Genomic DNA, 25877 nt, shown 5'->3' with positions numbered 1-25877 from the left:
GATAACGCTCACTTTCCACACAACCTGATTCCCTGGAGGCTCCAGCATTGGACGTCGGTGAACGACTGCAATCCATTCGTAAACTCAAAGGCCTTTCCCAGCGTGAACTCGCCAAGCGCGCGGGCGTCACCAACAGCACTATTTCGATGATCGAGAAAAACAGCGTGAGCCCCTCGATCAGCTCGCTGCGCAAGGTCCTTGGCGGGATTCCCATGTCCATGGTCGAGTTTTTCTCCGAAGAGATCCTCCAGGAGAAGCCGACCCAGATCGTCTATAAAGCCAACGAACTGATCGACATCTCCGACGGCGCCGTGACCATGAAACTGGTGGGCCGGGCGCATCCGAGTCGGGCGATCGCCTTCCTGAACGAAATCTATCCGCCTGGCGCCGACACCGGTGACGAAATGCTCACCCACGAGGGCGAGGAAACCGGGATCCTGGTGGAAGGGCGACTGGAACTGGTGGTGGGCGCAGAAACCTTCGTGCTCGAGGCCGGCGACAGCTACTATTTTGAAAGTACCAAGCCACATCGTTTCCGCAATCCGTTCGACGTGCCGGCGCGACTGATCAGCGCAGCCACTCCGGCGAATTTCTAGACCAAGAGGCGCCAGGCCCGCACGCCACAGGCGCCCGCATGTTGGGCTGTCATGACAAACAAGACCCTTGTGACTTTGGGGTTGTTTCAGAGTGACAGGCTTACCGCTATACTTGCGCCCGCCTGCAAACCGTGGCCGCAGGCGTGACTAGCCACCATTGAGGGTGTACGCGTGAACCTAATTATGAAAATGCTGGCTGCACCAGCAACCGTATTGGCCCTATGGGCTGCGAGCGCCCAAGCGGCGCCGAACGACGAAATCGCCAAGCGCCTTGAACCCGTTGGCCAGGTTTGTGTTCAGGGCAAGGAATGCAAAGGCATGGAAGTGGCCACTGCAGCCGGCGGCGCAGGCGGTGCCAAGGCACCCAAAGACGTCATTGCCAAGCATTGCAACGCCTGCCACGGCACCGGCTTGCTGGGCGCTCCGAAAATCGGTGACAAGGCGGCCTGGAAAGAGCGTGCCGATCACCAGGGCGGCCTCGACGGCATCCTGGCCAAGGCTATTACTGGCGTAAACGCCATGCCGCCCAAAGGCACTTGCGCCGACTGCTCCGATGATGAGCTCAAGGGCGCTATCAAAGAGATGTCCGGCCTGTAATTCGCCAGCATCTTTCACGAAAAAGCCGCTTTCGAGCGGCTTTTTTGCGCCTGGAGTTTTTTCCAGGGCTGTTCATCGCAACCAAGACCCGGCAAGCTCGGTCCAACCCACATTCAAGGAATGTCCCGGAGGGTCGGATGGTGCAGTTGTGTTCAATCGAACAGGCAGTGGATGACGTGCTCGAGCGCTTGCCCGCGCATATCCACTTGGGCATGCCATTGGGGCTGGGCAAGCCCAACCTGTTCGCCAACGCGCTGTACCGGCGCATCGCCCAACTGCCCGAGCGGCAGCTGACTATCTACACGGCGTTGAGCCTGGGTCGACCGAGCCTGGGCGACGGTTTGCAGAAGCGTTTCCTCGAGCCCTTCGTCGAACGGGTCTTCGGCGACTATCCCGAACTCGATTACCTTGCCGATCTGCAGCGCGACAGCCTGCCGGCAAACATCCGCGTGCAGCAGTTCTTCATGCAGCCCGGCAGCCTGCTGCACAGTGCAGCGGCGCAGCAGGACTACGTCAGCAGCAACTACAGCCACGCGGCGCGGGACATCAACGCGGCCGGCCTGAACCTGATCGCGCAATTGGTGGCGAGCGACCCGGAATATCCGGATCGCCTGAGCCTGAGTTGCAACCCGGACATCACCCTGGACCTGTTGCCGATGATTGCCAGGCGACGCGAGGCGGGGGAGACCATCCTCATGGTCGGGCAGGTCCACAGCGAATTGCCCTACATGCCCGGTGATGCGGAAATCGGCATTGACGCTTTCGACCTGCTGATCGACGAGAAGGACAGCCACACGCTGTTCTCCACGCCGAACATGCCGGTGGGGTTCCAGGACCACTTGATCGGCCTGCATGCCAGTACCCTGGTGCGTGACGGCGGTACATTGCAGATCGGCATCGGCTCCATGGGCGATGCGTTGACGGCGGCGCTGTTGGCGCGCCAGGCCGATAACGCCGGTTACCAAGCGTTGCTGGCGGACCTGAATCTCAGCCAGTGGGCGCAGTTGGTCGAGCGTGAAGGCGGGACCGAGCCGTTTGCCAAAGGGCTGTACGGTTGCAGCGAAATGTTCGTCAACGGTTTGCTGGTGCTTGCGGAGGCCGGGATTATCCGGCGCAAGGTCTATCCCGATGAGCCGACCCAGGAGCAGGCGAACGCCGGGACACTCGACGAGGCGGCGCAACCCGACGGCATTTGCATTCATGGCGGGTTCTTCCTCGGCCCGGGCAGCTTCTACGAGCGCCTGCGCGAATTGCCGCAGATCCGGCGCTTCGAATTCAACATGACGCGCATCAGCTACATCAACGAGCTGTACGGCCAGGAACAACTCAAGCGCCTGCAGCGGCTTGATGCGCGGTTCATCAACACGGTGTTCACCATGACGTTGCTCGGCGCCGGGGTGGCTGACCAGTTGGAAGACGGGCGGGTGCTCAGCGGTGTGGGTGGGCAATACAACTTTGTTGCCCAGGGGCATGCGCTGGAAGGGGCGCGCTCGATCCTGCTGCTGCGCAGTTGGCGCGAGTCAGGCGGCGTGGTCAGCTCCAATATCGTCTGGGAATACGGTCATTGCACGATTCCCCGGCACCTGCGGGACATCGTCGTGACCGAGTACGGCATTGCCGACCTGCGCGGCAAGACCGACGCGGCGGTGATCGAGGCATTGCTCAACATCAGCGATTCACGCTTCCAGCCGGGGCTGATCGAGCAGGCCCAGAGCGCCGGCAAATTGCCGAAGGATTTCCGTCTCGACCCACGTTTCGCCGACAACACGTCGGAGCGTTTGCAGGCGATCCAGGCGCGGCATCCCAATCTGTTCCCGGAGTATCCGTTGGGCTGCGATTTCGATGGGCTGGAGCGGGATCTGCTGCGAGCGCTGAACTGGCTCAAGAGCAAGTTCAAGCTCACCGAGATCCTGGAGTTGGGCAAGGCCGCGCTGGATGCACCGGAGCCCTGGGAGTTTGCCGGGCATCTGGAACGGATGCAGCTGACGAGCCCGGAGGGGCTGAAGGAAGAGTTGGCCCAGCGGTTGTTGCTGGCCGGGCTGAAGGCGACCGTGCAACAAACAGCAACCTGACCCCTGTGGGAGATCAGTCGATGAAGGTCACAACCCCGCCCGCCAGCGATTTCACCCGCGCCAACGACTCGACGCGGTAGCCCTGGGCATCCAGCTCAGCGCGGCCACCCTGGAAGGATTTCTCGATCACGATGCCCAGCCCGGCCACGGTAGCGCCGGCCTGCTTGATGATGGAAATCAGCGCCTGGGAGGCTTTGCCGTTGGCCAGGAAGTCATCGATGATCAGCACTCGGTCGCTGCTGGTCAGGTGGCGCGGGCTGATGGCGACGGTGCTTTCGGTCTTCTTGGTGAACGAATACACGGTGGCGGACAACAGGTTCTCCGTCAGGGTCAGCGACTGCTGTTTGCGCGCGAAGATCACCGGCACGCCAAGGTTCAGCCCGGTCATGATCGCCGGGGCGATGCCCGAGGCCTCGATGGTGACGATCTTGGTGATGCCCGAATCCTTGAACAGCGCGGCGAATTCGTCGCCGATCAGCTTCATTAACTGCGGGTCGATCTGGTGGTTGAGGAACGCATCAACCTTCAGGACCTGATCGGAAAGCACGATGCCTTGTTCACGAATTTTCTGGTGCAGGGCTTCCATGAAGCCTCCTCTGATGACGCGTCGGCGCCTGAAGTCAGTGAAAAATAATCGATTCTAGCGCTTCAACATCGCGCGTATATCCGCCAGGGCGCTGTTGCCGCGAACGGCTTTGACTTCCGTCGGCGTGTCGTCATTGCCCTCCCAGGCCAAGTCGTCCGGCGGCAGTTCATCGAGAAAACGGCTCGGGGCGCAGTCGATCACTTCGCCGTACTGCTTGCGCTTGGCGGCGAAGGTGAAGGCCAGCGTCTGGCGCGCCCGGGTAATCCCGACGTAGGCCAGGCGCCGTTCTTCTTCAATGGTGTCGGCTTCGATGCTGGAGCGGTGCGGGAGGATTTCCTCTTCCATGCCCATGATGAACACGTAGGGAAATTCCAGGCCCTTGGAGGCGTGCAGCGTCATCATCTGCACGCCTTCGGCGCCTTCTTCCTCTTCCTGCTGCCGCTCGAGCATATCCCGCAAAACGAGCTTGCCGATGGCGTCCTCGACGGTCATGTCGCCGTCTTCGTCCTTTTCCAAGGTGTTTTTCAGCGCTTCGATCAGGAACCAGACATTGCCCATGCGGTAGTCGGCGGCCTTGTCGCTGGAACTGTTGGTGCGCAGCCAGTTTTCATAGTCGATGTCCATGACCATGCTGCGTAGCGCCGCGATCGGGTCTTCGCCGGCACACTGCTCGCGGACCTTGTCCATGAAGCGTTTGAAGCGCGCCAGGCGATCGGTGAAGCGGCTGTCCAGGTGCTCGCCCAAGCCGATTTCATCGGTGGCGGCGTACATCGAGATCTTGCGCTCGGTGGCGTAGTTGCCGAGTTTTTCCAGGGTGGTCGAACCGATTTCCCGGCGTGGCACGTTGATCACCCGCAAGAAGGCGTTATCGTCGTCCGGGTTCACGATCAGGCGGAAGTAGGCCATCAGGTCCTTCACTTCCTGGCGTCCGAAGAAGCTGTTGCCCCCCGACAGACGATAGGGGATCTGGTGATGCTGCAACTTCAGCTCGATCAGCTTGGCCTGGTAGTTGCCGCGATAGAGGATCGCAAAATCGCTGTAGGGCCGGTCGGTGCGCAGGTGCAGGCTGAGAATTTCCATGGCCACGCGCTCGGCTTCGGCGTCTTCGTTGCGGCAACGGATCACACGGATCTCGTCGCCGTGACCCATTTCGCTCCACAGCTGCTTTTCGAATTCGTGGGGGTTGTTGGAGATCAGCACGTTGGCGCAGCGCAGGATGCGGCTGGTGGAGCGATAGTTCTGCTCCAGCATCACCACCTTGAGCGATGGGTAGTCTTCCTTGAGCAACATCAGGTTTTCCGGCCGCGCGCCGCGCCAGGCGTAGATCGACTGGTCATCGTCGCCGACCACGGTGAACTGGTTGCGTTTGCCGATCAGCAGTTTCACCAGCAGATACTGGCTGGCGTTGGTGTCCTGGTATTCGTCCACCAACAGGTAACGGACTTTGTTCTGCCATTTTTCAAGGATGTCGGCGTGGTCCTGGAACAGCTTGACCGGCAGCAGGATCAGGTCGTCGAAGTCCACCGCGTTGAAGGCCTTGAGGGTGCGCTGGTAGTGGGCGTAGACGATGGCGGCGGTCTGTTCCTTGGGGTTGCGGGCGTTCTCCAGGGCTTCGGGCGGCAGGATCAGGTCGTTTTTCCAGGCGCCGATCATGTTCTTGATCTCGTCGACGCCGTCGTCGCCCGAGTATTCCTTCTGCATGATGTCGGTCATCAAGGCCTTGACGTCGGTCTCGTCGAAAATCGAGAAGCCCGGCTTGTAGCCCAGTCGCGCGTGTTCCTTGCGAATGATGTTCAGGCCCAGGTTGTGGAACGTACAGACCGTCAGGCCACGGCCTTCGCCGGCGCGCAACAGACCGCCGACCCGTTCCTTCATTTCCCGCGCGGCCTTGTTGGTGAAAGTCATCGCGACGATGTACTGGGCGCGGATGCCGCAATTCTGGATCAGGTGCGCGATCTTGCGGGTGATCACGCTGGTCTTGCCGGAGCCTGCACCGGCGAGCACCAAAAGAGGGCCGCCGACATAGTTCACGGCTTCTTGCTGCCGGGGATTGAGTCGGGACATGACAGGTTTCAGGGAGTCGTTTGCGAAATGGGCCGGCATTTTAACAGGCTCTGAGATTTGTGCTGCTCTGTCCGACTTGTGACGCTGCACATCATCTTCAATTGCCGCTTTTGTTACTTTCCCTCAGGATGCGGACGGGATTTGGGTCTAACGTTCGTTTTTAAGGTGAAAAACCGTCAAAACCGAGTGTTTGAGAACCATTGGCATTGGTGATTGCCCGTCGGCGAGTCATAATGCCCCGCGCCTACCACCTTGCAGAGTCTAGGGAGTCAGCTTGTCTACGCCTGTCGAACCCTTGCGTTTGCTCTTATTGGCCGAAACGCCTGAGTGGTCAGCGATATTGCGCGAGTGCCTGGCGCCCATGGGCCCCTCGGTCGTGTTGATCAGCGCCCCGAGCTGGGAGTCGGTCAGCAGCCTGTTCGAAGACAACCGCAATGCGGTCCTGTTGACTGTCGCTGCTTTGCAACCAGCGCCCGGTCGTTGCCGCCTGCCAACGGTGCTGTTGCTTGAGCACGAGCCGGCGACTCCCCCGGACGGCGTCAGCGACTGGCTGGTGCGTGACGTACTCGATGAGGCGACGCTGCGTCGTTGCCTTCGTCATGTGCGCGAGCGCGGGGTGTTGGAAAACACTCTGCAACGGCTCGCCGAGCAGGACCCGTTGACCGGCATCGCCAACCGCCAAGGCTTCCAGACCCTGCTGGCGGCACGCCTGGCTGAAAACGAAGGCCGTGGCCTGGCGCTCGGCCATCTGGATCTGGATAACTTTCGTCACGCCAACGACGCGCTCGGTCATCAGGCCGGCGACCGTCTGATCCTGCAGGTGGTCTCGCGCCTCAAGGGCGCGTTGGAAGTCGGTGATCAACTGGCGCGGCTGGGCAGCGACGAATTTGCCCTGCTGATCGATACCCGCCGCGCGCCCCAGCGGGCCGAGTGGATGGCTGAGCGCATCACCGAAGCCATGGCCGAACCCTACTGGGTCGATGGCGAAAGCCTGCTGATCGGCTGCAGCCTGGGGATCGCCCATGCTCGCGCCCAGGCCGGTGCCGACCCGCTGATGTGGCACGCGCATATCGCCATGCAGCAGGCCAAGAGCACGCAAGGCTGCACTTTTCATATCTTCAATGAGCGCATCAATCGCAACGCCCGCAGTCTCGCCGACCTGGAAAGCGAACTGCGCCGGGCGCTGCGTCGCGACGAACTGGAATTGCATTACCAGCCGCGGCTGAACCTTGCCGATGGCACCATCGTCGGCCTCGAAGCCCTGGTGCGCTGGCGTCACGGCGAGCGCGGGCTGTTGCCGCCGAGCGAATTCGTGCCACTGGCCGAGCAGAGCGGCCTGATCGTACCGTTGGGCTACTGGGTAATTTCCCGGGCGCTACGGGACATGCAGGCCTTGCGCGAGCGCGGGCTCGCGCCGCTGCATATGGCGATCAACCTGTCGTTCCGGCAATTCCAGGACAGTCAGCTGCTGCCGACCTTGAGTCGGTTGATCAGCGAACGGGGTGTCGAGGCCCAGTGGCTGGAGTTCGAACTCACCGAAACCGCGGTCATGCGTCGCAGCGAAATGGTCAAGCAGACCATGGATGCCTTGGGCCGCCTGGGCGTGCGGTTCTCCCTGGACGATTTCGGTACCGGTTTTTCCTCCTTCGTGCACCTCAACAGCCTGCCCATCGCCCTGCTCAAGATCGACAAGAGTTTCGTTGGCGGCATGGAGCAGCGTGAAGAGAACCGCAAGCTGGTGCACGCGATGATCAACCTGGCCCATAACCTCAATCTTGAAGTCGTGGCCGAAGGCGTCGAGACCCGTGAACAGATGGATCTGCTGCGGGGTTTCGGTTGCGATCAGGTGCAGGGCTTCCTGATCAGCAAGCCGCTGCCGTTGGTGGAGTTGGTTGAATACCTGACGTTTGAGGGTGGCCAGGCGACGCAGGAGATCGTGAGTTGACACAAACCCTGTGGGAGCGAGCCTGCTCGCGAAAGCGGGGTGTCAGCCGGACATCCACCAACTGACACACCGCCTTCGCGAGCAGGCTCGCTCCCACAGGGGATGTATTTTCACTTCGCCTGGATCGCTTCGAAATTCCGCTGCTCCGGCTCGCTGCGAATCATCCGCTTCATCTTCCACTCGAATGCCCACGTCAGGCTCACCGCTGCGCACGCCAGCCCCAGGGCCAGGCCCCACCAGACACCAGTCGGCCCCCAGTTCAAATGAAAGGCCATCCACCACGCAGCGGGCGCGCCAATCAGCCAGTAGCAACCCAGGCCTACCAGGAAGGTGGTCTTGGCGTCCTTCAGGCCACGGATACAGCCCATGGCAATGGTTTGCGTACCGTCGAACAGCTCGAACCATGCCGCCACGGCCAGCAGGCTCACAGCCAGGTCGATCACCGGGCGGAACGCCGGGTCATTGTGATCCAGGAACAAACCGATCAGTTGATTGGGCAGCAGCCAGAACACCATGGCGAAGGCCAGCATCGCCGCTGCGCCAAAGCTGATCCCGACCCGTCCGGCCAGGCGCGCCATGAGTAATTGCCCGGCGCCGTAATGCTGGCCGATGCGCATGGTGATCGCGTACGACATACCCGCCGGAACCATGAATGCCACCGAGACGATTTGCAGAGCGATCTGGTGCGCAGCCAACGGCGTGCTGCCCATGGTGCCCATGCACAGCGCGGCGAACGCGAACAGCCCGACTTCCACGGCGTAGGTACCACCAATCGGCAGGCCCAGGCGCCATAGTTCCTTGAGGTATTGGCGATTGGGCCGCGACAGGCCTTCAAGCAATGGATAGGCGCGGTAGGCCGGGTGCCGGTGGATGTGCCAGGCAAGCACCAGGGCCATGCAGTTGGCAACAATCGCCGTCACCAGGCCGATCCCCATCAGGCCGAGCTTCGGCAAGCCGAACATACCGGTGATGAGCGCGTAGTTGAGCAGGAAGTTGGCCACCGTGCCGCCGAGGCTGATCACCATGACCGGAGTGGCCCGGCCGATCGCGCTGGTAAATCCACGCAGGGCCATGAAACTCAGGTAGCCGGGCAGGGCGAACGGCAGCACCAGCAGGAACTGGCCGGCGGCGAGGACGTTGGTTTCAGTCTGGCCGAACAACAGCAGCACCGGCTTGAGGTTCCACAACAGCAACCCGGCCACCAGCGCCATCAACCAGGCCAGCCATAACCCGGCCTGGGTCAGCCGGGTGGCGCCTTCAATATCGCCAGCGCCCTGGCGGATCGCAACCAGCGTACCGACGGCAGCGATCACGCCGATGCAGAAAATCGACACAAACGAGTAACTCGCCGCCCCCAGACCGCCACCGGCCAAGGCTTCAGGGCTCAGGCGCGCCATCATCAGGGTGTCGGTCAGCACCATCAGCATGTGCGCCAACTGCGAAGCAATCAACGGCCCCGCCAGCCGCAGGATGGCCCAGAGTTCGATACGCACCGGATGCCGCATGATCATCACGCTCCATGTTCAAACAAGGCAGTAAGACGTCGATTCTCGGCGCTTGCGGTGGTTTGCACAAAAGGATAAATCCGATTGCTGGCATGATTAAAACTCATGCTGGGCGAATCTTCTGATAGGGTTCGAAAAAAGCTACAGGAGTCTTTCCGATGTCTCGTCGCCTTCCTCCTCTTTATGCGTTGCGCGCATTCGAAGCGGCGGCGCGATACAGCTCGTTTACCCGGGCCGCTGAAGAACTGTCGATTACCCAGAGCGCGGTCAGCCGGCACATTCGCACGCTTGAGGAACACTTCGCCTGTCGGCTGTTTCAGCGCAGCGGCCGCAACCTGCAACTGACCGAGGCGGCACGCCTGCTGCTGCCGGGCGTGCGGGAGGGTTTCATGGCGCTGGAGCGTGCTTGCCATACCTTGCACGGCGAGGACGGAATTTTGCGCATGAAGGCTCCGTCGACCCTGACCATGCGTTGGTTGCTGGCGCGCCTGAGCCGCTTTCGGCATCTGCAACCCGGCAACGAAGTGCAATTGACCAGCGCCTGGATGGACGTCGACTCGGTGGACTTCAACACCGAGCCGTTCGACTGCGCGGTTCTGCTGGGCAACGGGCACTTTCCGGCGGACTGGGAGGCCAGTCTGCTGTTCCCCGAGGAGCTGATTCCGGTCGGCGCACCGACTCTGCTCAACGACCAACCCTGGGACGTGGCGCGGCTGGCCAGCGCGGAGCTGCTGCACCCCACGCCGGATCGCCGGGACTGGCGCAACTGGTTGCAGCGCATGGGGCTGGCGGACAAGGTCTCGCTCAAGGGCGGCCAGGTATTCGATACGCTGGAACTGGGCATGATCGCTGCGGCGCGGGGCTATGGTGTGTCCATGGGCGATTTGTTGATGGTCGCCGAGGACGTTGCCCAGGGACGGTTGAGTCTGCCGTGGCCTACGGCTGTTGCCAGCGGCGAGCACTATTACCTCGTCTGGCCGAAGACCCGCCCTGGAGGTGAACGTTTGCGCAGGCTCAGCGATTTTCTCCAAGGCGAGGTCAGCGCCATGCAGCTACCCGAGGTGAAGCGACTGGCCTGAAAGCTTGAAGGTGCGGTAGTGGCTACTTGGTATTATTCCTTCCAGGGCGCTCAAGTATTCGGTTTTGGTGCCGAATCCGTGAACATAGAACCTTCGTACAGAAAGGGCCCACATCTCAAAAATTGAATGCCGAGCGTGCGACGTGATCAGGATGATCCAGTCTCTCGGCCAGGAGCCGTCATGTCTCAACCCCGCGCCCGGATCGCCTCACAGCTAGGCCTTGCCCTTGCCGTGATACTAGCCGTCGTGATTTCCGGCAGTACCGTCTTCGCCTTGCGTTCACTGGACGCCGCCAACCTTTCTACTCGTGAAGAGCACCTGGCCAGCGAAGCGCGCCTGATGGCCGACCAGCTCAATACCTTCCATAGCACCTTGCGCGAGAGCACCCAGCGGTTGGCGGGACTGTTCGAAAAGCGCTTCAGCGCGGGGCTGAGCGTGCATCCGGACCAGCCGGTGACGGTGGCGGGCGTGCAGACGCCAGGCTTGAGCCTGGGCAGCGAAGTGTTGAACAACAACTTCAAGGAAGTGGACGAGTTCAAAGCGATGACCGCCGGCGTAGCGACTATATTCGTGCGTAGCGGCGACGACTTCATCCGCGTCAGTACTTCGGTGAGCAAGCAGGACGGTACGCGGGCCATCGGCACCGTACTCGACCGCGCCGGCCCGGCGTACGGCCCGGTGATCAGCGGGCAGAGCTACATCGGCCGGGCCTTGCTCTTCGGTCGTTTCTACATGTCGCAATACACGCCCGTTCGCGACGGCAGCGGCAAGATCATTGCCGTGTTGTACGTAGGATTCGATTACACCGATGCGCAGAATGCGCAATTCGACAACCTCAAGCGCTTCCGCATCGGCCAGACCGGTTCCCTGGCGCTGTTGGACGAACAGAACAAATGGTTGGTACCGCCAGCGGGTGTGCAGGCGCTGGACAACGCCACCGCGGCTATCACCGGTCTGATCAAGAAGCCAGGCAAGGGTGCGTTCTGGGAAGACACCGCAGAAGAGTTCTACAGCGTCGCCGTGCCGTTCGAGGGCGGGCCGTGGGCGGTGGTGGCGAGCATGCCGAAAACCGAAATCAACGCAGTAACCTGGAACGTCGGTACGCAACTGGCCATTGGCAGCCTGCTGGCAATGTTGCTGGCGGTCGGTGCTGCAGTGTGGCTGTTGCGTAGCAAACTGGCGCCCCTGGGCGACCTCGTGCGTCAGGCCGAAGCGCTGGGCGCCGGCGACCTGAGCGTGCGTCTGAACGTATCCAGCCACGATGAAATTGGCCAACTGGCCCGTGCCTTCAACCAGATGAGCCAAGCCTTGTCGACCATGGTCGAGCATATCCGCAAGGCCTCGCAGGAGGTCAACAGTCGTGCCCAGGCGTTGTCCGGATTGTCCAGCGGTGCGTATGAAGGGATGGAGCAGCAGTCCGGCGAAATCACCAGCATGGCGGGCGCAGTGGAAGAGTTCAGCGCCACCTCGTTGAACATCGCCGATAACATGGGCAATACCGAGCGTCTGGCCCAGGACAACGCCCAGCAGACCCGCATCGGCCGTACCTCGATGGACGAAGCTTCGTCATCGCTGGAACAGATCGCTGGCGCGTTGAACAGCACGGCCACGGTCATCAACACCTTGGGTCAGCGCTCCCAGGAAATTGGCGGCATCGTCGGTGTGATCACCTCGATTGCCGAGCAAACCAACCTGCTGGCCTTGAACGCTGCCATCGAAGCCGCGCGCGCGGGTGAACAGGGCCGTGGTTTTGCCGTGGTGGCCGACGAGGTCCGTAGCCTGGCGTCGCGTACCCGCCAGGCCACTGACGAAATCTCTGGCATGATCAACAGCATCCAGCAGGAAACCGGCAATGCCATCAGTACGATGGAGAAGGGCAACCTGCTCATGCAGGAAGGCTTGTCGCGCAACGCCAATGTCGCCTCGGCCCTGGCGCGCATCGACGAGCAAAGCCGCTCGGCCGGCCAGCAGTTTGCAGCGATCACCACGGCCACCCAGGAGCAGAGCAGCACCGCGACCTTGCTCAGCAGTAACCTGCAAAGCATCGCGATGGCCAACAGCGAACAACGCGAAGTAGTCTCGAACCTGGCAATCACCGCCAAGGAACTGGAAAAACTGGCGCAGGACCTGCGCAAAGAGGTTGATCGGTTCCGCTGAGGCTTCCTGCGTCACCATCGCGAGCAAGCTCACCCAGCACTACTGTGGGAGCGAGCTTGCTCGCGATGACGCTGACCAGCCACATCTCTATCAACTGACCCACCGCTTTCGCGAGCAGGCTCGCTCCCACAGGAGAACTGTGGCGGCCCCATTTCTCACGCCCTATCCAAAACCAATGTGGGAGCGAGCTTGCTCGCGATGACGGCTGACCAGCCACATCTCTATCAACTGACCCACCGCTTTCGCGAGCAGGCTCGCTCCCACAGGAGAACTGTGGCGGCCCCATTTCTCACGCCTTACCCGAAACCAATGTGGGAGCGAGCCTGCTCGCGAAGGCGGCCTTCCTGCCACATCTCTATCTACTGACCCACCGCTTTCGCGAGCAAGCTCGCTCCCACAAAAATCTCCCTAATCCTGTAGTCGCCTTCATTTTTGCGGTTGATTGCTGTTTTTCGGCTTGCTGAAACGTTTCTTCAAGTCTATAAAAACCGCACAACTCCAATAAAAGGTCGTTTCCATGACTCCGCTCAAACTCCTCGTTGCCCTCAGCGCCCTCGGTGCTGCCTCCCACGCCATGGCCTGGGATTATGTCCTGCTCGATACCGACAAGGCCGCACAGCCTTGGCAAATCACCAGTCAGCAGCTCGGTGTGAAGACCGACAAACCGTTTTCCGTGACGGTGCGCACCCTGCACGGCGGTCGCCAGGAAGGCGTCAGCATCGTCGATATCGACAACGGCAAGATGAAACTCTCGGTCGTCCCGACCCGCGGCATGAATGTGCTGCAGGCCTCGGTCGGCGATGTCCGTATGGGGTGGGATTCGCCGGTCAAGGAAGTGGTCAATCCGGCATTCATCGAGCTCAATGGCCGGGGCGGCTTGGGTTGGCTGGAAGGATTCAACGAGCTGGTCACCCGCTGCGGCTACGAATGGGTCGGTCATCCGGGCATGGACAATGGCGAGCTGCTGACCTTGCATGGCCGCGCGGCCAATATCCCGGCGAACAAAGTCACCCTGCACATCGATGAAAAACCGCCCTACGCGATTACCCTGCGAGGCGAGTTGAAGGAGCAGGCGTTCAAGAAAGTCGACTTTTCGGTGCAGACCGAACTGGTCACCGAACCCGGCAGCGTGACCTTCGCGCTCAGCGACACGCTGACCAACAACGGCGACTATCCGAAGGAATACCAGGCGCTCTATCACAGCAACTTCAGTACGCCATTCCTGGAGCAGGATGCGCGCTTCGCAGCACCGGTCAAACAGGTGTCGCCGTTCAACGACAAGGCCAAGGGCGACCTGAAAGACTGGCAAACCTACCGTGCTCCAACCAAGGACTACGACGAAACCGTCTACAACGTCGTGCCTTATGCCGACGCCAAGGGCGATACGCTGACCGTATTGCACAACAAGGCCGGTAGCCTCGGCGTATCGGTGGGCTTCAACACCGGGACGCTTCCGGTATTTTCCCTGTGGAAAAACACCGATACCCAAGGCCAGGGCTACGTGACCGGCCTGGAGCCGGGCACCAGTTTCTCCTACAACCGTCGCTATCAGCGACCACTGGGCCTGGTGCCAACCATTGCGCCGAAAGAGCGCAAGCAGTTCCAGATCCATTACAGCCTGTTGGCGGACAAGGCTGCCGTTGACAAGGCGCTCAAGCGCATTGATGACATCCAGGGCGATCGGAAAACCGAGGTGCGCGATGCCCCGCTGGTGGACCTGAGCAAGCCGTAAGCGGTTCAAACCGTGGCGGGGCGATACTGCAGGGCTTCGGCCAGATGTTCGCGGCTGATTCGCTCCGCTTGCTCAAGGTCGGCCAATGTCCGGGCGACCTTGAGCAAGCGATGGGCGGCTCGCAGCGACAGGGTCAGCCGTTCGCAAGCGGTTTCCAGCCAGGCTTCGTCGGTCGTGGACAGTTTGCAGTGCCGGCGCAGGCCCGGCAGATCCAGGAACGCATTGGCACAGCCTTGGCGTACTTGCTGGCGTTCACGGGCATCAGCCACCCGTTCGGCGGCGGTGGCGGTGTCGTCCCCCGGTTCGCTCTTGGGGTTCAGTGCGGTGGCTTCCCGGGCCACGGTCAGGTGCAGGTCGATCCGGTCGAGCAGCGGGCCGGACAGTTTGTTGCGGTAACGCTGCACCATGTCCGGCGTGCAGGAGCAACGACCGCTGGGCTCGCCGAGATAGCCACACGGGCAGGGATTCATCGCCGCCACCAGTTGGAAGCGCGCCGGAAAGCGCACCCGGTCCCGGGCGCGGGATATCACGATGTGCCCCGACTCCAACGGTTCTCTCAGCACTTCCAGCACCTTGCGGTCGAACTCCGGCAACTCATCCAGAAACAGCACGCCGTGATGAGCAAGGGTGATTTCTCCCGGTTGCGGCTTGGACCCACCGCCCACCAGCGCTGGGCCGGACGCCGAATGATGCGGCTGACGGAACGGACGCTGCGGCCAATGGCTCAACGGCACGCAACTGGCGACCGACTGGATCGCCGCGACTTCCAGGGCCTCGCTTTCGGCCAAGGGTGGCAATAACCCTGGCAAACGGCTCGCCAGCAGCGTCTTGCCGGTACCGGGCGGGCCGCTGAACAACAGGTTATGGGCTCCTGCTGCCGCGATCAGCAAAGCACGCTTGGCCCCGGCCTGGCCCTGGACCTCACTGAGATCGGGGTAGGGCTTGCTGGCCGAAAGCAGCCCGTTGGAAACAAAGGGTTCGACCGGGGTATGGCCATTGAAATGCGCCACCGCTTCGAGCAGGTGATTCACCGCGATCACTTTCAGTCCCGACGCCAGGCAGGCCTCCTCGGCATTCGCCCAAGGCACCACGAGCATGCGTCCAGCCTTGCGTGCCGCCAGCGCCGCGGGCAACACCCCGCGTACCGGTCGTACCGCCCCGGACAACGCCAGCTCGCCGAGGCATTCGACGTCGTCCAGCATCAGCGTCGGCACCTGCACGCTGGCCGACAGGATGCCAAGGGCAATCGCCAGGTCGAACCGCCCGCCGTCCTTGGGCAGGTCCGCCGGCGCCAGGTTCAGGGTGATGCGCCGCGCCGGAAAGCTGAGCCCCGAGTTGATGATCGCACTGCGCACCCGATCCTTGCTTTCCTTCACTGCGCTTTACTAGCGGTTTAACAAACAAAGCTTTATGGAGCCCTTTTTCTCGCTTGATTGAAAATCAAGCAAGCAAAAGGACTTACATTTTCAGTTCGGGTTTTCTCGATGAAATTGTTGGTCGAGAAAACTCATACTCATCTTTTTCTAACTTGTCTGATTGTTCTTTAATCATATTTTCAACAAGACTTGCATCATCATCATCGAACTTATCATTCTCAATAATTTCATTCGCTTTCGCTTCAACGTCTTGCCTGTTAATCAAAGCATCAAGCGTCGAATCGTTTCTTATGCTGTTCACCCAGCGAATCAAACTCGACTTAAAATCATTAAATGCTTTTACGATGAAGCTTAGTTTCTCTCTTTCAAGCATTATTTCAGACTTTTTATTGTCTAACTCAATTTCTTTAACCTCTAATTCTTTCAGCTTTGTCTCTGCTTCTTTCTGTGCAAGAACCGCCACAGTCGTTACGTTCTGCGCTTCTAAAATGAGTTCTGAAGCGTTTTGAGCTTCTTCTTTTGCTTTGTCATACTCGTAACGCTGTGCAGTCTTGCGCCTGCCCACGTTTGTTCTTAACGGCTTGTGATGTGTATGATCGATATTGCAGTGCTTTAACACTGATTGATTGAACTGTAATTTCAATTTCGATAGAACGTTCTTTCTATCCAAATCAGCCAATCTCTGCCCTGAAAAAATCCTAGGAACAAGAAGGTTTAAATGCGGATTTGCTTGGTCGTGTATGTTCAGAAAACACGCCCGGCCAAATTGATTAATGTCCGATTCTATCTCTAGCTCTTTGTGAACTGTATTGACCAAATCCCTTGCTATTTTTTTCCACTCGTCAGGTGTTGGTTTATGTGGCGGGGGTAGTATGAAGTTAAAAGATTGAGCAAAAGACTCAACTTTTCTTCCCCCTTTTTTATTTTTTGCGTCAAATGAAATCGTTTCTTGAATAGTACTATTAAGAAACGTATTTGCATCAGAGTTAAACAGAGTATAGATAGTCGTGTTTTTATGATTTTTGTGCTTTTCACTTACTAAATAACTTACATATTCAGACAACCCAACATCTTTATTTTTGACACGCTCTGTTGTTACAGTCCAATTTTTTATGCTCATATCGAACCCTCGAACTTTGTTCGACAGGTCTTACAAACTATTGAAAATCTTGGTAAATCAAACTCTGTGTTTGTATGCCAAAGCAAACCATGTTGTGTTTTCTTCTTGCAGTTCGTGCATAGTAAATATAAATTATTCATTGCATTTAAAGTTGTTATGCTTTTATAGTAGCATATCGTAACAACGAAATTTCATAGTTGTTCATCCGAAAAGGTTGTGTTCAAGATAGGACAACTCTGCGAGTTGACGGCTTCGCCTTCCTATTTGCGAGGGGATACCCCTTCGAACCCAACATCAAAAGCAAAAGCAAAGGCAAAGGCAAAGAATCAAAATCGTCTAAAAGATTTATTTCTGCGTGTGTTCAAAATCTGCTGTTTATCAACAGTCGATTTTGGACACACTTTACGAGATTTAAAAAATAGACGCACAAGGTCGTTCACAATAAAAATCAACGCAAGACGTTCTGTCATATTGCTACGTTCTTGCCCCAGAAAAATCACTTTATTAATTATTTCTCGCTCTTTATTTTTTGAACTTGATTGATACAACTCGACAAGTTCAATCAACAAAAGTAATTGCTGAATGTTATTCGCATTACTCAATAATATCTGAAATGCACTGATGACTTTCAAGTCTCTTATCAAACTAACAAGATTTTCTGCTTTTTTTCTAATTTCCATCTCATTCATAATAATTGTATTTTCTATCATTATACAATTATTAACCCCCCAGCGGGGGGAAGGGGGGAGGGAGTAAATACCGCAGTACCTGCGGCATAGAAAACTTTAGTAATATGGATTTGTCGGCAAAGTATAAGTCTTAATAACAACGGCTTTACTTAAATATTCGGGATTTCTCCAAAAATCTCCATCCTGCATTGTCCAGAGTGTTTTTGACTCTTCACAACTTCCTGTTTTAAAGTTAAAACTGTGGCTTATTTCCAGCGCCGTACTTCCTCGCTCATTAATAGTGTCTTTGTTTTTACAATCACGAGCAGCCGCTTGATAAGCTCTTACAGACTCTTGTCGTTCTTTATCTGTCATTCTGTCCTTTGATGGAACTTTGTTTTCAATTACAGTCCCAGCAGGAACATTGCTTGTCGTTTCAAAATATCCCGCATTTACAGCGATACACAATGCAAGCAGCACAAACGAGAATTTAAAAAAATCATTCATGTTTAATGCCTTTCGAATTATGCATATGCTTAATTTGAACATCATCAAAAACCGATGCTTTTTCAAAATCTGCTCGACGCTCTTTATCCATTTTCTGATAAAGTCCGATAAAAAAGAAATTCGTATTGAGATAAATGCTATTGTTTTCGTCAATAATTAATACTTTTTTAGTTATGAGTGTTTTCCAATTTCTGTTTATAACAGAAGCACTGATTTTTGTTTTTGCTGCAATTGACGCTTGTGTCATTGACACAACATTGCCCCATTTTAACGTATCTAAAATGTGCACGATTATCTTAAATTCGGTTGGTGTTAATTCTAGCTTTAATAAATTTTCTGAAAAGCCATAAAAATATTTAACATCCTTCTTTAACGAATTTTCTTTATCTAATTCTATTTTAGTCGTTACTTTTGCATTGATTTGTTTATCATCGTCATTTGCGTTTTTCTTGTCATTTACATATCTGCTATGTAATACAGACATTGCTAATTCAACAGCGCTATTAACTTGCTCAGCAATAGATTTTGCATTGTCAGAATTTGCCGGTCTAAAATTATCATCTTGTTCAGTATTTGCACTATTAACATCTATAAACTCATTCATTTATTTCCTCATTTTGCTAGTTATAACCATAGCGTAGCATTTAGATTTTAGAAATAAAGACTTAAACGACAAAATAATTAGCTTTTTTGAAATTAAAATTTCTATATGAGCAATTTTATTTTATTGGAATGAGTACAAGAGGTTTATTTATTGATTATGAAGTTAATTGTATTGTCGAAATAGTCATTGACGAAAAAGTCAACGAGCTTGACTAAAAAGTAAAAGTGTATTGATAAAAAAGTCATAAGCATTGATTAAAAAATCAATGACTATTGATGATAAAGTATATGAGCATTGATGAAAAAGTACATGGACATTGATTTTTTAGTCAATATCGAAGGGCTGTAAGCCACGTATAACGTGGCTTTGAGGGTTGCTTAAGATGGTAATGAGGTAAGGCTTTTAAGGTTTAATAAGACCCGTAAGAAAGAATTAAAAAATACACGGCATAAACTGCCGTTATTTACTTTGTTTTTTGTGAAAGCAATAAAGCAGAAAAGCATTAAAAGCGATTTGGCTATTCTCTCTTAATGATTCATTCATAACATTGACCCTTTGGGTCAAGGTGAATTACCCACGTCCAGATAGCGCCCGCGCCTATGCGGCGTTTCGGGCGAGTCTTCTTAATTAAAATCTGCTCTTGAACCTAATGGAAGTACAAAATCCGTCTTCCATCCTCCAACCAACTTTTTGGTATAGAAGTAGTAAGTACCACCTGCGAGCATAGCGTGTTTTCTATCAAAGTAATAACTCACGCCGAAACCTTTTGATTTATTGTTAATTACAACCTCGCTCATTTTATGTTCGTCTTTAAAGTCCTGACCATCAAAGGGCTCACTGTCCTCAAAGCGCTTCAACACTCTGATTTGTACTTGACTCTCTTTCAAAAGCAGATTAAATCTGATTCTTCCCTCTTCATTATCTAGTAGCGAATCAATATCAGAACGGCTAATCGCTTGTTCAGCTTCAACGTATAAATTCATCCTTGAAATTTCTAAATCAATGTTATCTACCCTGCTCGTCAGTCCGTTAATATCAGTCTCAATTTTCCTAATTCTACTCAAAAGAACCTTTGGAATATCACCGCCACTCAACTCAATACTTTCTAATATTTTCTCAATAGTTTTTTGCTTGTCTTCAAGTTCAGCATTACATGCGTTGCGACTTTCGATAAGGCTTTGAGCGTCGCCAGATTTTCTAATGATTTTCTCCAAACCAAAATTCTTGTAATAAAGCATAAACGGTTCATAAATATAGTTATATGGTATGAATATTTTACGAGCCGCAGGGCATGCATTTACCAAACTTTTCGCGCAAAGTAGATACATATACTCTTTGTTTTTTCGCTTTGTAAAGTGCTGATGAAGAGCAGTGTCGCAATGCTCGCAAAAAATCACACCTTTAAAAACATTCCTAAACCCTTTCGCTTCTCGACCTTTCTTTTCGTGAGTCTCTGCTCTGATGTTTAGTTTCGTTTGGATATTAAAAAATTTTTCTTTTGAAATCACCGCAGGATAGTAATTTTCCAGCTCTTCATAATCCGCACTTTCACCATTTTCTGTCTTTGTTTTGTAAATTTCTAGACACCCATAAACGGATTTTGCGCGAGACAAATGGCGAATTGCTATTAATGTCCATTTTTTATCAGTTTCAGTTTTATTAATTTCTATGGCTGTTCTTGCACACCCGAATAGCTCTAACAGTTCGAAAATTCGCTTAACTTCATTTGCTCTATTCTTAATTAGATTAAGTTTTTCACTTTCTTCGTCATAAGACACCCAGTATGGAAGTTTTTTTGTCATTACTTTATTTGAAGATTTTGCTTCGTTGTGCTTCTTTTTCCACGCTCCCAGCGACCTATTTTTTTTAATTCTACTCTCTTCATTCGCTCGACTTAATACAAAGTTTATTTTAAATAAAATACTCGAATGGTCTTCTTGTCGATAATCATATACTTGATTATCTCCCAGAGTAATGATTATGATTTTTGAAGAAAGAATATCAACGACAAGTTTTGTTGCGTCAATGCCGTTCATTCTTGTTAGACGGTCGAAATTCTCAACCAATAGAATGTCATTTGCTTTAATCACGCCTTGCGAAATTAAATCTAAAAACTCTTTCAAAGCTCCTATACGTGCGTTCTTGCCACGAAACCCCGATATGCCTAAATCTACAAACTCTCTTGTCAGTTCAAGCTTATGACGTGCCAAGTGCTCTTGAATCAGCGCTTCTTGTCTATCAATGCCTGTGCCTTCACGCTGTGTACGTGAAGATATGCGCTTATAGCTGTATATATGTACAGTCATTTTTCGCTACTCTAAACAGAACCATATGTGTCTATTATAGCGCTCATAAAGCGCCGCCTCCGGCAGGCCGACCATGGTCAGCGACGGCAAGCCATTGGCCAGATGGACTTCGACGGTGACAGCGGGCGCTTCGACGCCGACCTGGGCGCGGCTGTGAACGATGGCGAGTGACATGAATCGTTCCTTGAGTGGTAGAGAGAACCGCATCCTGCGGTTCTTGAAGGTTAGTTGTGAGGGAGCGTTTGGTTATGGCGATCGATGACAAAAGGTTGGCAAAATGTTGCGCCAGAGTTGAATCAGCGCCGCTCGTGCCCGGTTCCACCGCGGTTTTATGAACCCGGCACCTCGACAAACCCGGGCGTAAGCCCCTGCACGACCACGCCTTCCGCGACTGTTGTACGTGCGCTGACCATTACGCGCTCGGGGCGGGCTTGTGCTGTCGCCCGGTACAGCACGTAGGTGGCACCGGACTCATCGCGGCGAAGGGCGTGCGGTGGTACGGCGATACCCTGTTCGTCGCGGTACAGAATCACTGCCAGACGCGCGCTCATACCGGTCCGCAGCGGGGGGTCGAAATCGGCGACGGCCGTATCAATTGACACCTGGACCTTATAGCGCGCGCCTGTGTCCTGCTGGTCGGCCGCCTCGTTCTGGATTCCGATGGCCAGTATGCGGCCGCTCAGTTCACCGGCGAATCCATCACCAGTGATTTGCACTGGCATGCCCTCACGTAACAGGTACAGGTCGGTTTCATCCACGCGAGCAAGGGCTTGGAAACGGTCCAGGCCAATGACGCCAAGCAACGGCGTGCCCCGGCTCACGGCCACGCCAGGTTGCACCGCTACCGGTTGGCCGTCACCCGGCATGACAGGTCGCACGACATAACCGCTCACCGGCGCCGTCACTTCTCGGCGGGCATGCAGCGTTTCGACGGCCTGGTGATGCGCCTGCGCATTAGCCAGCTCCATCTCGGCGATATGGCGTTCCTCGCCCTGGCCGTACGCCAATGTCGTGGCCAGTTCCTCGGTTGCCGCGCTGAGCTGTTGCTGGTCGCTGCGCACCTGCTGCTCCAGCGTTTCGAGTTCCATCCTCGCGACGATGCCACGTTCGAACAACGCTTGCGTGTCACGCCGGTTACTTTCGCTGGCGGCCAGGCTCTGCCTGGCATTGTTCAGAGCCCGTCGGGCATTGCTGACCTCGGAGCCTTTGCTCCAATGCTGCAAGCGGCGGGCCTCGCGCTGTGCCTTGAGCAGTTGCGCCTGGGCCTGGCGCAGCTGGATCTGCAATTGCGCGGGGTCCAGCGTCAGCAGCACCTGGCCTTTCTCGACCCGTTGTCCTTCGTGTACCCGCACCTCGGCAAGCAAGCCATCAAACGGGGCGGTCAAGGTAACCTGGTTGACGGCCTGGATACGTCCGATCAGCCCCAGCCGGCTTTCCAGCAATCGCGGTTCGATATGCACCCAATCAGGCGCCGTGCTTGCCGTTGCGCGGGTATCGGAGGGCGCCGGCGGCCAGCGTAACGCGATAATGATCAACGCGCTCAATCCGAAAAAGAGCAATGCAGGCTTGAGTGTGATGGGGTTAGTCATTCAAAGCGATGTCCCAGCTTTGCAGGGTGGTGCCCAAGGTCTGATCCAGTTCCGCCTGGGCGTTGAGGTAACTGATGAGTGCGGCCAATCGGGCACTCTGCGCCATGCGCAGGTCATTTTCGAAGCTGAGAACCTGAAAGTTGCTCGAACGCCCCACGGTGAGTTTTTCTTGCTCGATGTCCAGCTTTCGCTGGGACAGCTCCTCGGCGCGCCGGGCGATTTGATACTGTCGCCAGCGCGCGCCGATGTCGCGTACTGCGTTGGTCACGCCACGCTGCAGTTCCTGATGAGCCTCTTGCGTGCGGACCTGCTGGTTCTCCACGTCGACCCGGGCCTGGACTTCAGCCTGGCGGGCGCTCAGGTCGCCGATCGGAATCTCCACCTGCACGCCCACGTAGTTCTCCCAGCTTCGGGTGCTGCCGTGGAGATTGTTGCGATCACGGACCTGACCGCCGCCGCCGACCAGCGATACGTCCCATAGGCGCTCGTTGCGTGCCACGACCCTGTTTATCCGGGCCTGCTGGCCGGCGATCAGTTGGATGAGGTAGGTCGGTTGCAATGCTTCGGCCTGGCGCACGGCCTGTGCAGTGTCGATGTCGAGGGGCGCGGCTTGCATGGCCTCGCTGGCAATGATTGGAGTGTCGAGGTCCAGCGCAAGCAGTTGCAACAATGCCAGGCGAGCGTTTTCCAGTTGGTTGCGGGCGTCTTCGTGGCTCAGCTCCTGGTTGGCGACTTCGGCCTCGGTCTGGACGATCTCAAACGCGGCCATGCGCCCGGCGTCGATCATTGCCTGGTTGACGCCGAGCAGTTGGCGCGCCCGCGCCAAAGCGTTGCTGGAGATGTTCAGCTGCTCCTGAGCCTGCAGGAGCGTGCGGTAGGCGGTAATGATTTGGGTGATCGTCTGCGCCACCCGGTCTTTCAGCGCCAGGCGGTTGACCTGCTCGCTCAGGCGCGCCAGTTGTACTGGGGCGGTGGCGACATCGCGGCCGGCGCCGCGCAGCAGCGGCTGGATGATCGTGATATTGGCGCCGTCATTGCGTGTCAGTCCCGCCCTGTCGGCATCGGTCTGGCGCCAGGTCCAGCCCAGGCCGACGCGCGTGCCGTAAGGGGTGAGCAGCGTTGAAACCGGTGCGATTTCACCTTGCCGATAGCGATCGAGCTGGTTATGGCTGGACAGGTAACTGCCGCGCACGAACAGCTTGGGGCTGAAGCGGTCCTCGGCCACGCGCAAAGCGAATTTCTGGCCGATCCGTTCCAGGTAAGCGCTGCGAATGGCGCGGTTGTCGCGCAGTCCCAGGTAGATCGCATCGCTGAGGGTCAGCTCGATGCCGTAGGCATTGAGCGAGGCGCTGGCGACAGCCGCGGAGGGAGTGCCCGGCCGAGTCGCCTGTGACGGTGACAGCGCTGTATCTGCCAGCACCGCCCCACTGGGCGGCGTCAGCAGCAAGGCAACCGCCCAGGCTTTAATCATCACGCAGCGCCTGCACCGGCTGCAGGCGCGCGGCGGACAGCGCCGGGCTCAGGCCAAAGAGCAACCCCGTGAGCAGCGCACCGCCCATGCCCAGCGGCAGTGAAAGGGGCGAGAGCGTGAAATCCATCCAGCCTGACAGCAAGACGAACAACCAGCCGGTTGCCACTCCGAGCAGAGCACCGGTGGACGCTCCGGCGACTGTCAGCACCATGGCCTCCAGCAGAAACAGCCAGGCGATGTCCCGCGGGCGAGCACCCAGTGCCATGCGGACACCGATTTCGCCGCGGCGTTCGGCGACGTTCATCAACATGATGTTCATCACGCCGACGCCACCGACCAAGAGCGAAATTCCCCCCAACCCTGCCAACAACCAGGAGAACAACTGCGATTGTTGGGCGAGACCGTCGAGTAACCGCTGCGGGACCTGCACGTCGATCTCCCGACCGGGCAAGGATGTCAGCAGGTAGTCATGCAGTTTCTGGGCTAGGGTTTGTGAGTCCGCGCCTTCGTTGCTGCGCACCAGCACAGTGCCGATTTGCGGTGCGGAAACGAGGCGGCGCATGCCCTCGATCGGCACCAGGATGCTGTCATCGATGGGCAACGGCAGCAGGGGATTTTGACCATGGCTGTGGAGTATGCCGATCACCTGGAACAGATAGCCGGCCAGTTGCAACGTATCACCCGGCGCGACGGGGGCGTGCTGGGCGGCCAAGGTTGCGCCGAGCACTGCATGGGTGCTCTGGGCATCGTAGCGGCTGAGGAATCGTCCTTGCTCCGGCTGCAGGCCAAGCACCGAGGCTATTTCCGGGTCGACCCCGGCCAGCAGGGTATTGAGCGGTCGCCCATGCATGCTTGCGTGCACTGAGGCCAGGTTCAGAGCGCTGACCGCCAGCACCTCAGGTAACGCCTCGCGAAGGGCCTGGTTATCGAGATTGGTCGGGGCATGCCCCGACACTCCCTTGTTCGAGGCCGGCTTCACGTCGGCGACCAGCAGGTCGCTGCCCATCGCCTGGAATACCTCCATGCTCCGGGCTTGGGCGTTGTGGCCAATGTTCAGCAGCGCAACTACCGCCGCGCAGCCAACCGCGATACCCAGCAATGCCAGCAAGGCTCGTCGTCCCAGGCGGCGCAGGCTGTCGAGGGCCTCGGTCAGCAGTTGCCAGGGCAACGGTCCGTAGCGAGTCGACTCAGTCATGAGGCATTTCCCACAGGCGGCCCTCGCTGATCCGCAGGCAGCGCTGCATGCGCTTGGCGATGTCCGGGTCGTGGGTGACGACTATCAGGGTGACGCCCCGCTCCCGATTGAGCGCCAGCAGCAGTTCGATGACCTCGCTGGCGGTCTGGCTGTCGAGATTGCCGGTGGGTTCGTCGGCCAGCAGCAAGGCCGGTTCTCCCACCAGCGCTCGCGCGATGGCCACGCGCTGGCGTTGGCCTCCGGACAACTGTGCCGGGCGATGATGCAGGCGTTCGCCCAGACCGAGCTGCAATAGCTGGCGCCGCGCGGCTGCCTGGGCAGCCTGGCGAGATATGCCGCGGTAGAGCAGCGCCAGCGCGACATTGTCCAGGGCGTCCAGGCGTGGCAGCAGGTTGAAGCTCTGAAAGACGAAGCCGATGTGTCGGTTGCGCATCATCGCGCGAGCGTCAGCGCTTGCCTGGGTCATGTCGCGGCCAGCCAGGTAGACCTGCCCGGTCGAAGGTTGGTCAAGCAGGCCGATCAAGCCGAGCAGGGTACTTTTGCCGGATCCCGAGGCGCCGATAATGGCGCAGCTCTGTCCTGCATTGATGGTCAGCGACACATCGCGCAGGGTGGCGCGTGCGGTCGCGTCGATGCCATGGATATGGCTCATGCTTTGTACGCGGATCAGTTCGGGAGGGAGATTTTCAGGCATTCGTTTTCCGTCCT

General features: G+C 56.7%; 19 protein-coding genes and 2 pseudogenes. 7 read left to right on the top strand and 14 right to left on the bottom strand.

Annotation, left to right across the window (positions count from 1 at the left end):
• Positions 1 to 47 precede the first annotated feature (47 nt).
• The 3 genes from M1E16_RS26910 to M1E16_RS26900 all read left to right on the top strand — a co-directional run bounded on the left by M1E16_RS26910 (position 48) and on the right by M1E16_RS26900 (position 3265).
• Positions 48 to 596, top strand: coding sequence for a cupin domain-containing protein (locus M1E16_RS26910; protein ID WP_030138196.1), 549 nt, complete (start codon positions 48 to 50; stop codon positions 594 to 596).
• 183 nt (positions 597 to 779) lie between these two features.
• Positions 780 to 1193 (top strand): c-type cytochrome, encoded by a 414-nt coding sequence (locus M1E16_RS26905; RefSeq protein ID WP_434574329.1) that lies wholly within the window; start codon positions 780 to 782, stop codon positions 1191 to 1193.
• Between the two features lie 137 nt (positions 1194 to 1330).
• The gene (locus M1E16_RS26900) at positions 1331 to 3265 is read left to right on the top strand and encodes an acetyl-CoA hydrolase/transferase C-terminal domain-containing protein (RefSeq protein ID WP_458128791.1); all 1935 of its coding nucleotides are present in this window, start codon (positions 1331 to 1333) and stop codon (positions 3263 to 3265) included.
• Positions 3266 to 3278: 13 nt separating this feature from the next.
• Here M1E16_RS26900 and M1E16_RS26895 read toward each other — a convergent pair whose 3' ends face one another.
• Positions 3279 to 3851, bottom strand: a complete 573-nt coding sequence (locus tag M1E16_RS26895) for a xanthine phosphoribosyltransferase (RefSeq protein ID WP_003206836.1) — start codon at positions 3849 to 3851, stop codon at positions 3279 to 3281.
• A 54-nt stretch (positions 3852 to 3905) separates the two neighbouring features.
• The gene (gene rep / locus M1E16_RS26890) at positions 3906 to 5915 is read right to left on the bottom strand and encodes a DNA helicase Rep (protein ID WP_305497937.1); all 2010 of its coding nucleotides are present in this window, start codon (positions 5913 to 5915) and stop codon (positions 3906 to 3908) included.
• Positions 5916 to 6189: 274 nt separating this feature from the next.
• Between rep and M1E16_RS26885 the strand changes: the two genes are divergently transcribed.
• Positions 6190 to 7860, top strand: coding sequence for a putative bifunctional diguanylate cyclase/phosphodiesterase (locus M1E16_RS26885; protein WP_434654738.1), 1671 nt, complete (start codon positions 6190 to 6192; stop codon positions 7858 to 7860).
• Between the two features lie 110 nt (positions 7861 to 7970).
• Here the strand turns inward: M1E16_RS26885 and M1E16_RS26880 are convergent, their stop codons facing one another.
• The gene (locus tag M1E16_RS26880; RefSeq protein ID WP_458130373.1) at positions 7971 to 9365 is read right to left on the bottom strand and encodes a NorM family multidrug efflux MATE transporter; all 1395 of its coding nucleotides are present in this window, start codon (positions 9363 to 9365) and stop codon (positions 7971 to 7973) included.
• 158 nt (positions 9366 to 9523) lie between these two features.
• Between M1E16_RS26880 and M1E16_RS26875 the strand changes: the two genes are divergently transcribed.
• From M1E16_RS26875 to M1E16_RS26865, 3 genes are all read left to right on the top strand, one after another.
• The gene (locus M1E16_RS26875; RefSeq protein ID WP_434654744.1) at positions 9524 to 10444 is read left to right on the top strand and encodes a LysR substrate-binding domain-containing protein; all 921 of its coding nucleotides are present in this window, start codon (positions 9524 to 9526) and stop codon (positions 10442 to 10444) included.
• 180 nt (positions 10445 to 10624) lie between these two features.
• A complete protein-coding gene (locus M1E16_RS26870) occupies positions 10625 to 12601 on the top strand; it encodes a methyl-accepting chemotaxis protein (protein WP_434627130.1) in 1977 nt (658 codons plus the stop codon).
• 517 nt (positions 12602 to 13118) lie between these two features.
• Positions 13119 to 14333, top strand: coding sequence for an aldose 1-epimerase family protein (locus tag M1E16_RS26865; protein WP_458128790.1), 1215 nt, complete (start codon positions 13119 to 13121; stop codon positions 14331 to 14333).
• Positions 14334 to 14338: 5 nt separating this feature from the next.
• Here the strand turns inward: M1E16_RS26865 and M1E16_RS26860 are convergent.
• The 11 genes and pseudogenes from M1E16_RS26860 to M1E16_RS26810 all read right to left on the bottom strand — a co-directional run.
• A pseudogene (locus M1E16_RS26860) lies at positions 14339 to 15715 on the bottom strand (YifB family Mg chelatase-like AAA ATPase); the annotation flags it as partial.
• A 76-nt stretch (positions 15716 to 15791) separates the two neighbouring features.
• Positions 15792 to 16829, bottom strand: a complete 1038-nt coding sequence (locus M1E16_RS26855) for a hypothetical protein (RefSeq protein ID WP_458128789.1) — start codon at positions 16827 to 16829, stop codon at positions 15792 to 15794.
• A gap of 326 nt (positions 16830 to 17155) precedes the next feature.
• Positions 17156 to 17518, bottom strand: a complete 363-nt coding sequence (locus M1E16_RS26850; RefSeq protein WP_458128788.1) for a hypothetical protein — start codon at positions 17516 to 17518, stop codon at positions 17156 to 17158.
• Between the two features lie 96 nt (positions 17519 to 17614).
• Positions 17615 to 18004 (bottom strand): hypothetical protein, encoded by a 390-nt coding sequence (locus M1E16_RS26845; RefSeq protein WP_458128787.1) that lies wholly within the window; start codon positions 18002 to 18004, stop codon positions 17615 to 17617.
• Positions 17997 to 18608, bottom strand: coding sequence for a replication/maintenance protein RepL (locus M1E16_RS26840; protein ID WP_458128786.1), 612 nt, complete (start codon positions 18606 to 18608; stop codon positions 17997 to 17999). The genes M1E16_RS26845 and M1E16_RS26840 overlap by 8 nt, the downstream gene beginning before the upstream one ends.
• 623 nt (positions 18609 to 19231) lie before the next feature.
• The gene (locus tag M1E16_RS26835; protein ID WP_458128785.1) at positions 19232 to 20914 is read right to left on the bottom strand and encodes a recombinase family protein; all 1683 of its coding nucleotides are present in this window, start codon (positions 20912 to 20914) and stop codon (positions 19232 to 19234) included.
• A 30-nt stretch (positions 20915 to 20944) separates the two neighbouring features.
• A pseudogene (locus M1E16_RS26830) lies at positions 20945 to 21088 on the bottom strand (magnesium chelatase domain-containing protein); the annotation flags it as partial.
• Positions 21089 to 21243: 155 nt separating this feature from the next.
• A complete protein-coding gene (locus M1E16_RS26825) occupies positions 21244 to 22503 on the bottom strand; it encodes an HlyD family secretion protein (RefSeq protein WP_458128784.1) in 1260 nt (419 codons plus the stop codon).
• The gene (locus M1E16_RS26820; RefSeq protein ID WP_458128783.1) at positions 22496 to 23974 is read right to left on the bottom strand and encodes a TolC family protein; all 1479 of its coding nucleotides are present in this window, start codon (positions 23972 to 23974) and stop codon (positions 22496 to 22498) included. Before M1E16_RS26820 ends, M1E16_RS26825 begins: the two co-directional genes overlap by 8 nt.
• Complete coding sequence (locus M1E16_RS26815) at positions 23967 to 25169, bottom strand: ABC transporter permease (RefSeq protein WP_458128782.1); 1203 nt, start codon at positions 25167 to 25169, stop codon at positions 23967 to 23969. Before M1E16_RS26815 ends, M1E16_RS26820 begins: the two co-directional genes overlap by 8 nt.
• Entirely contained in the window at positions 25162 to 25821 is a 660-nt protein-coding gene (locus M1E16_RS26810) for an ABC transporter ATP-binding protein (RefSeq protein WP_458130372.1), read from the bottom strand. The genes M1E16_RS26815 and M1E16_RS26810 overlap by 8 nt, the downstream gene beginning before the upstream one ends.
• Positions 25822 to 25877 lie beyond the last annotated feature (56 nt).

Source organism: Pseudomonas sp. Z2-11 (assembly GCF_054161305.1).
The sequence above is the reverse complement of the archived record's forward strand: the minus strand, read 5'-3'. Positions and strand labels throughout refer to the sequence as shown.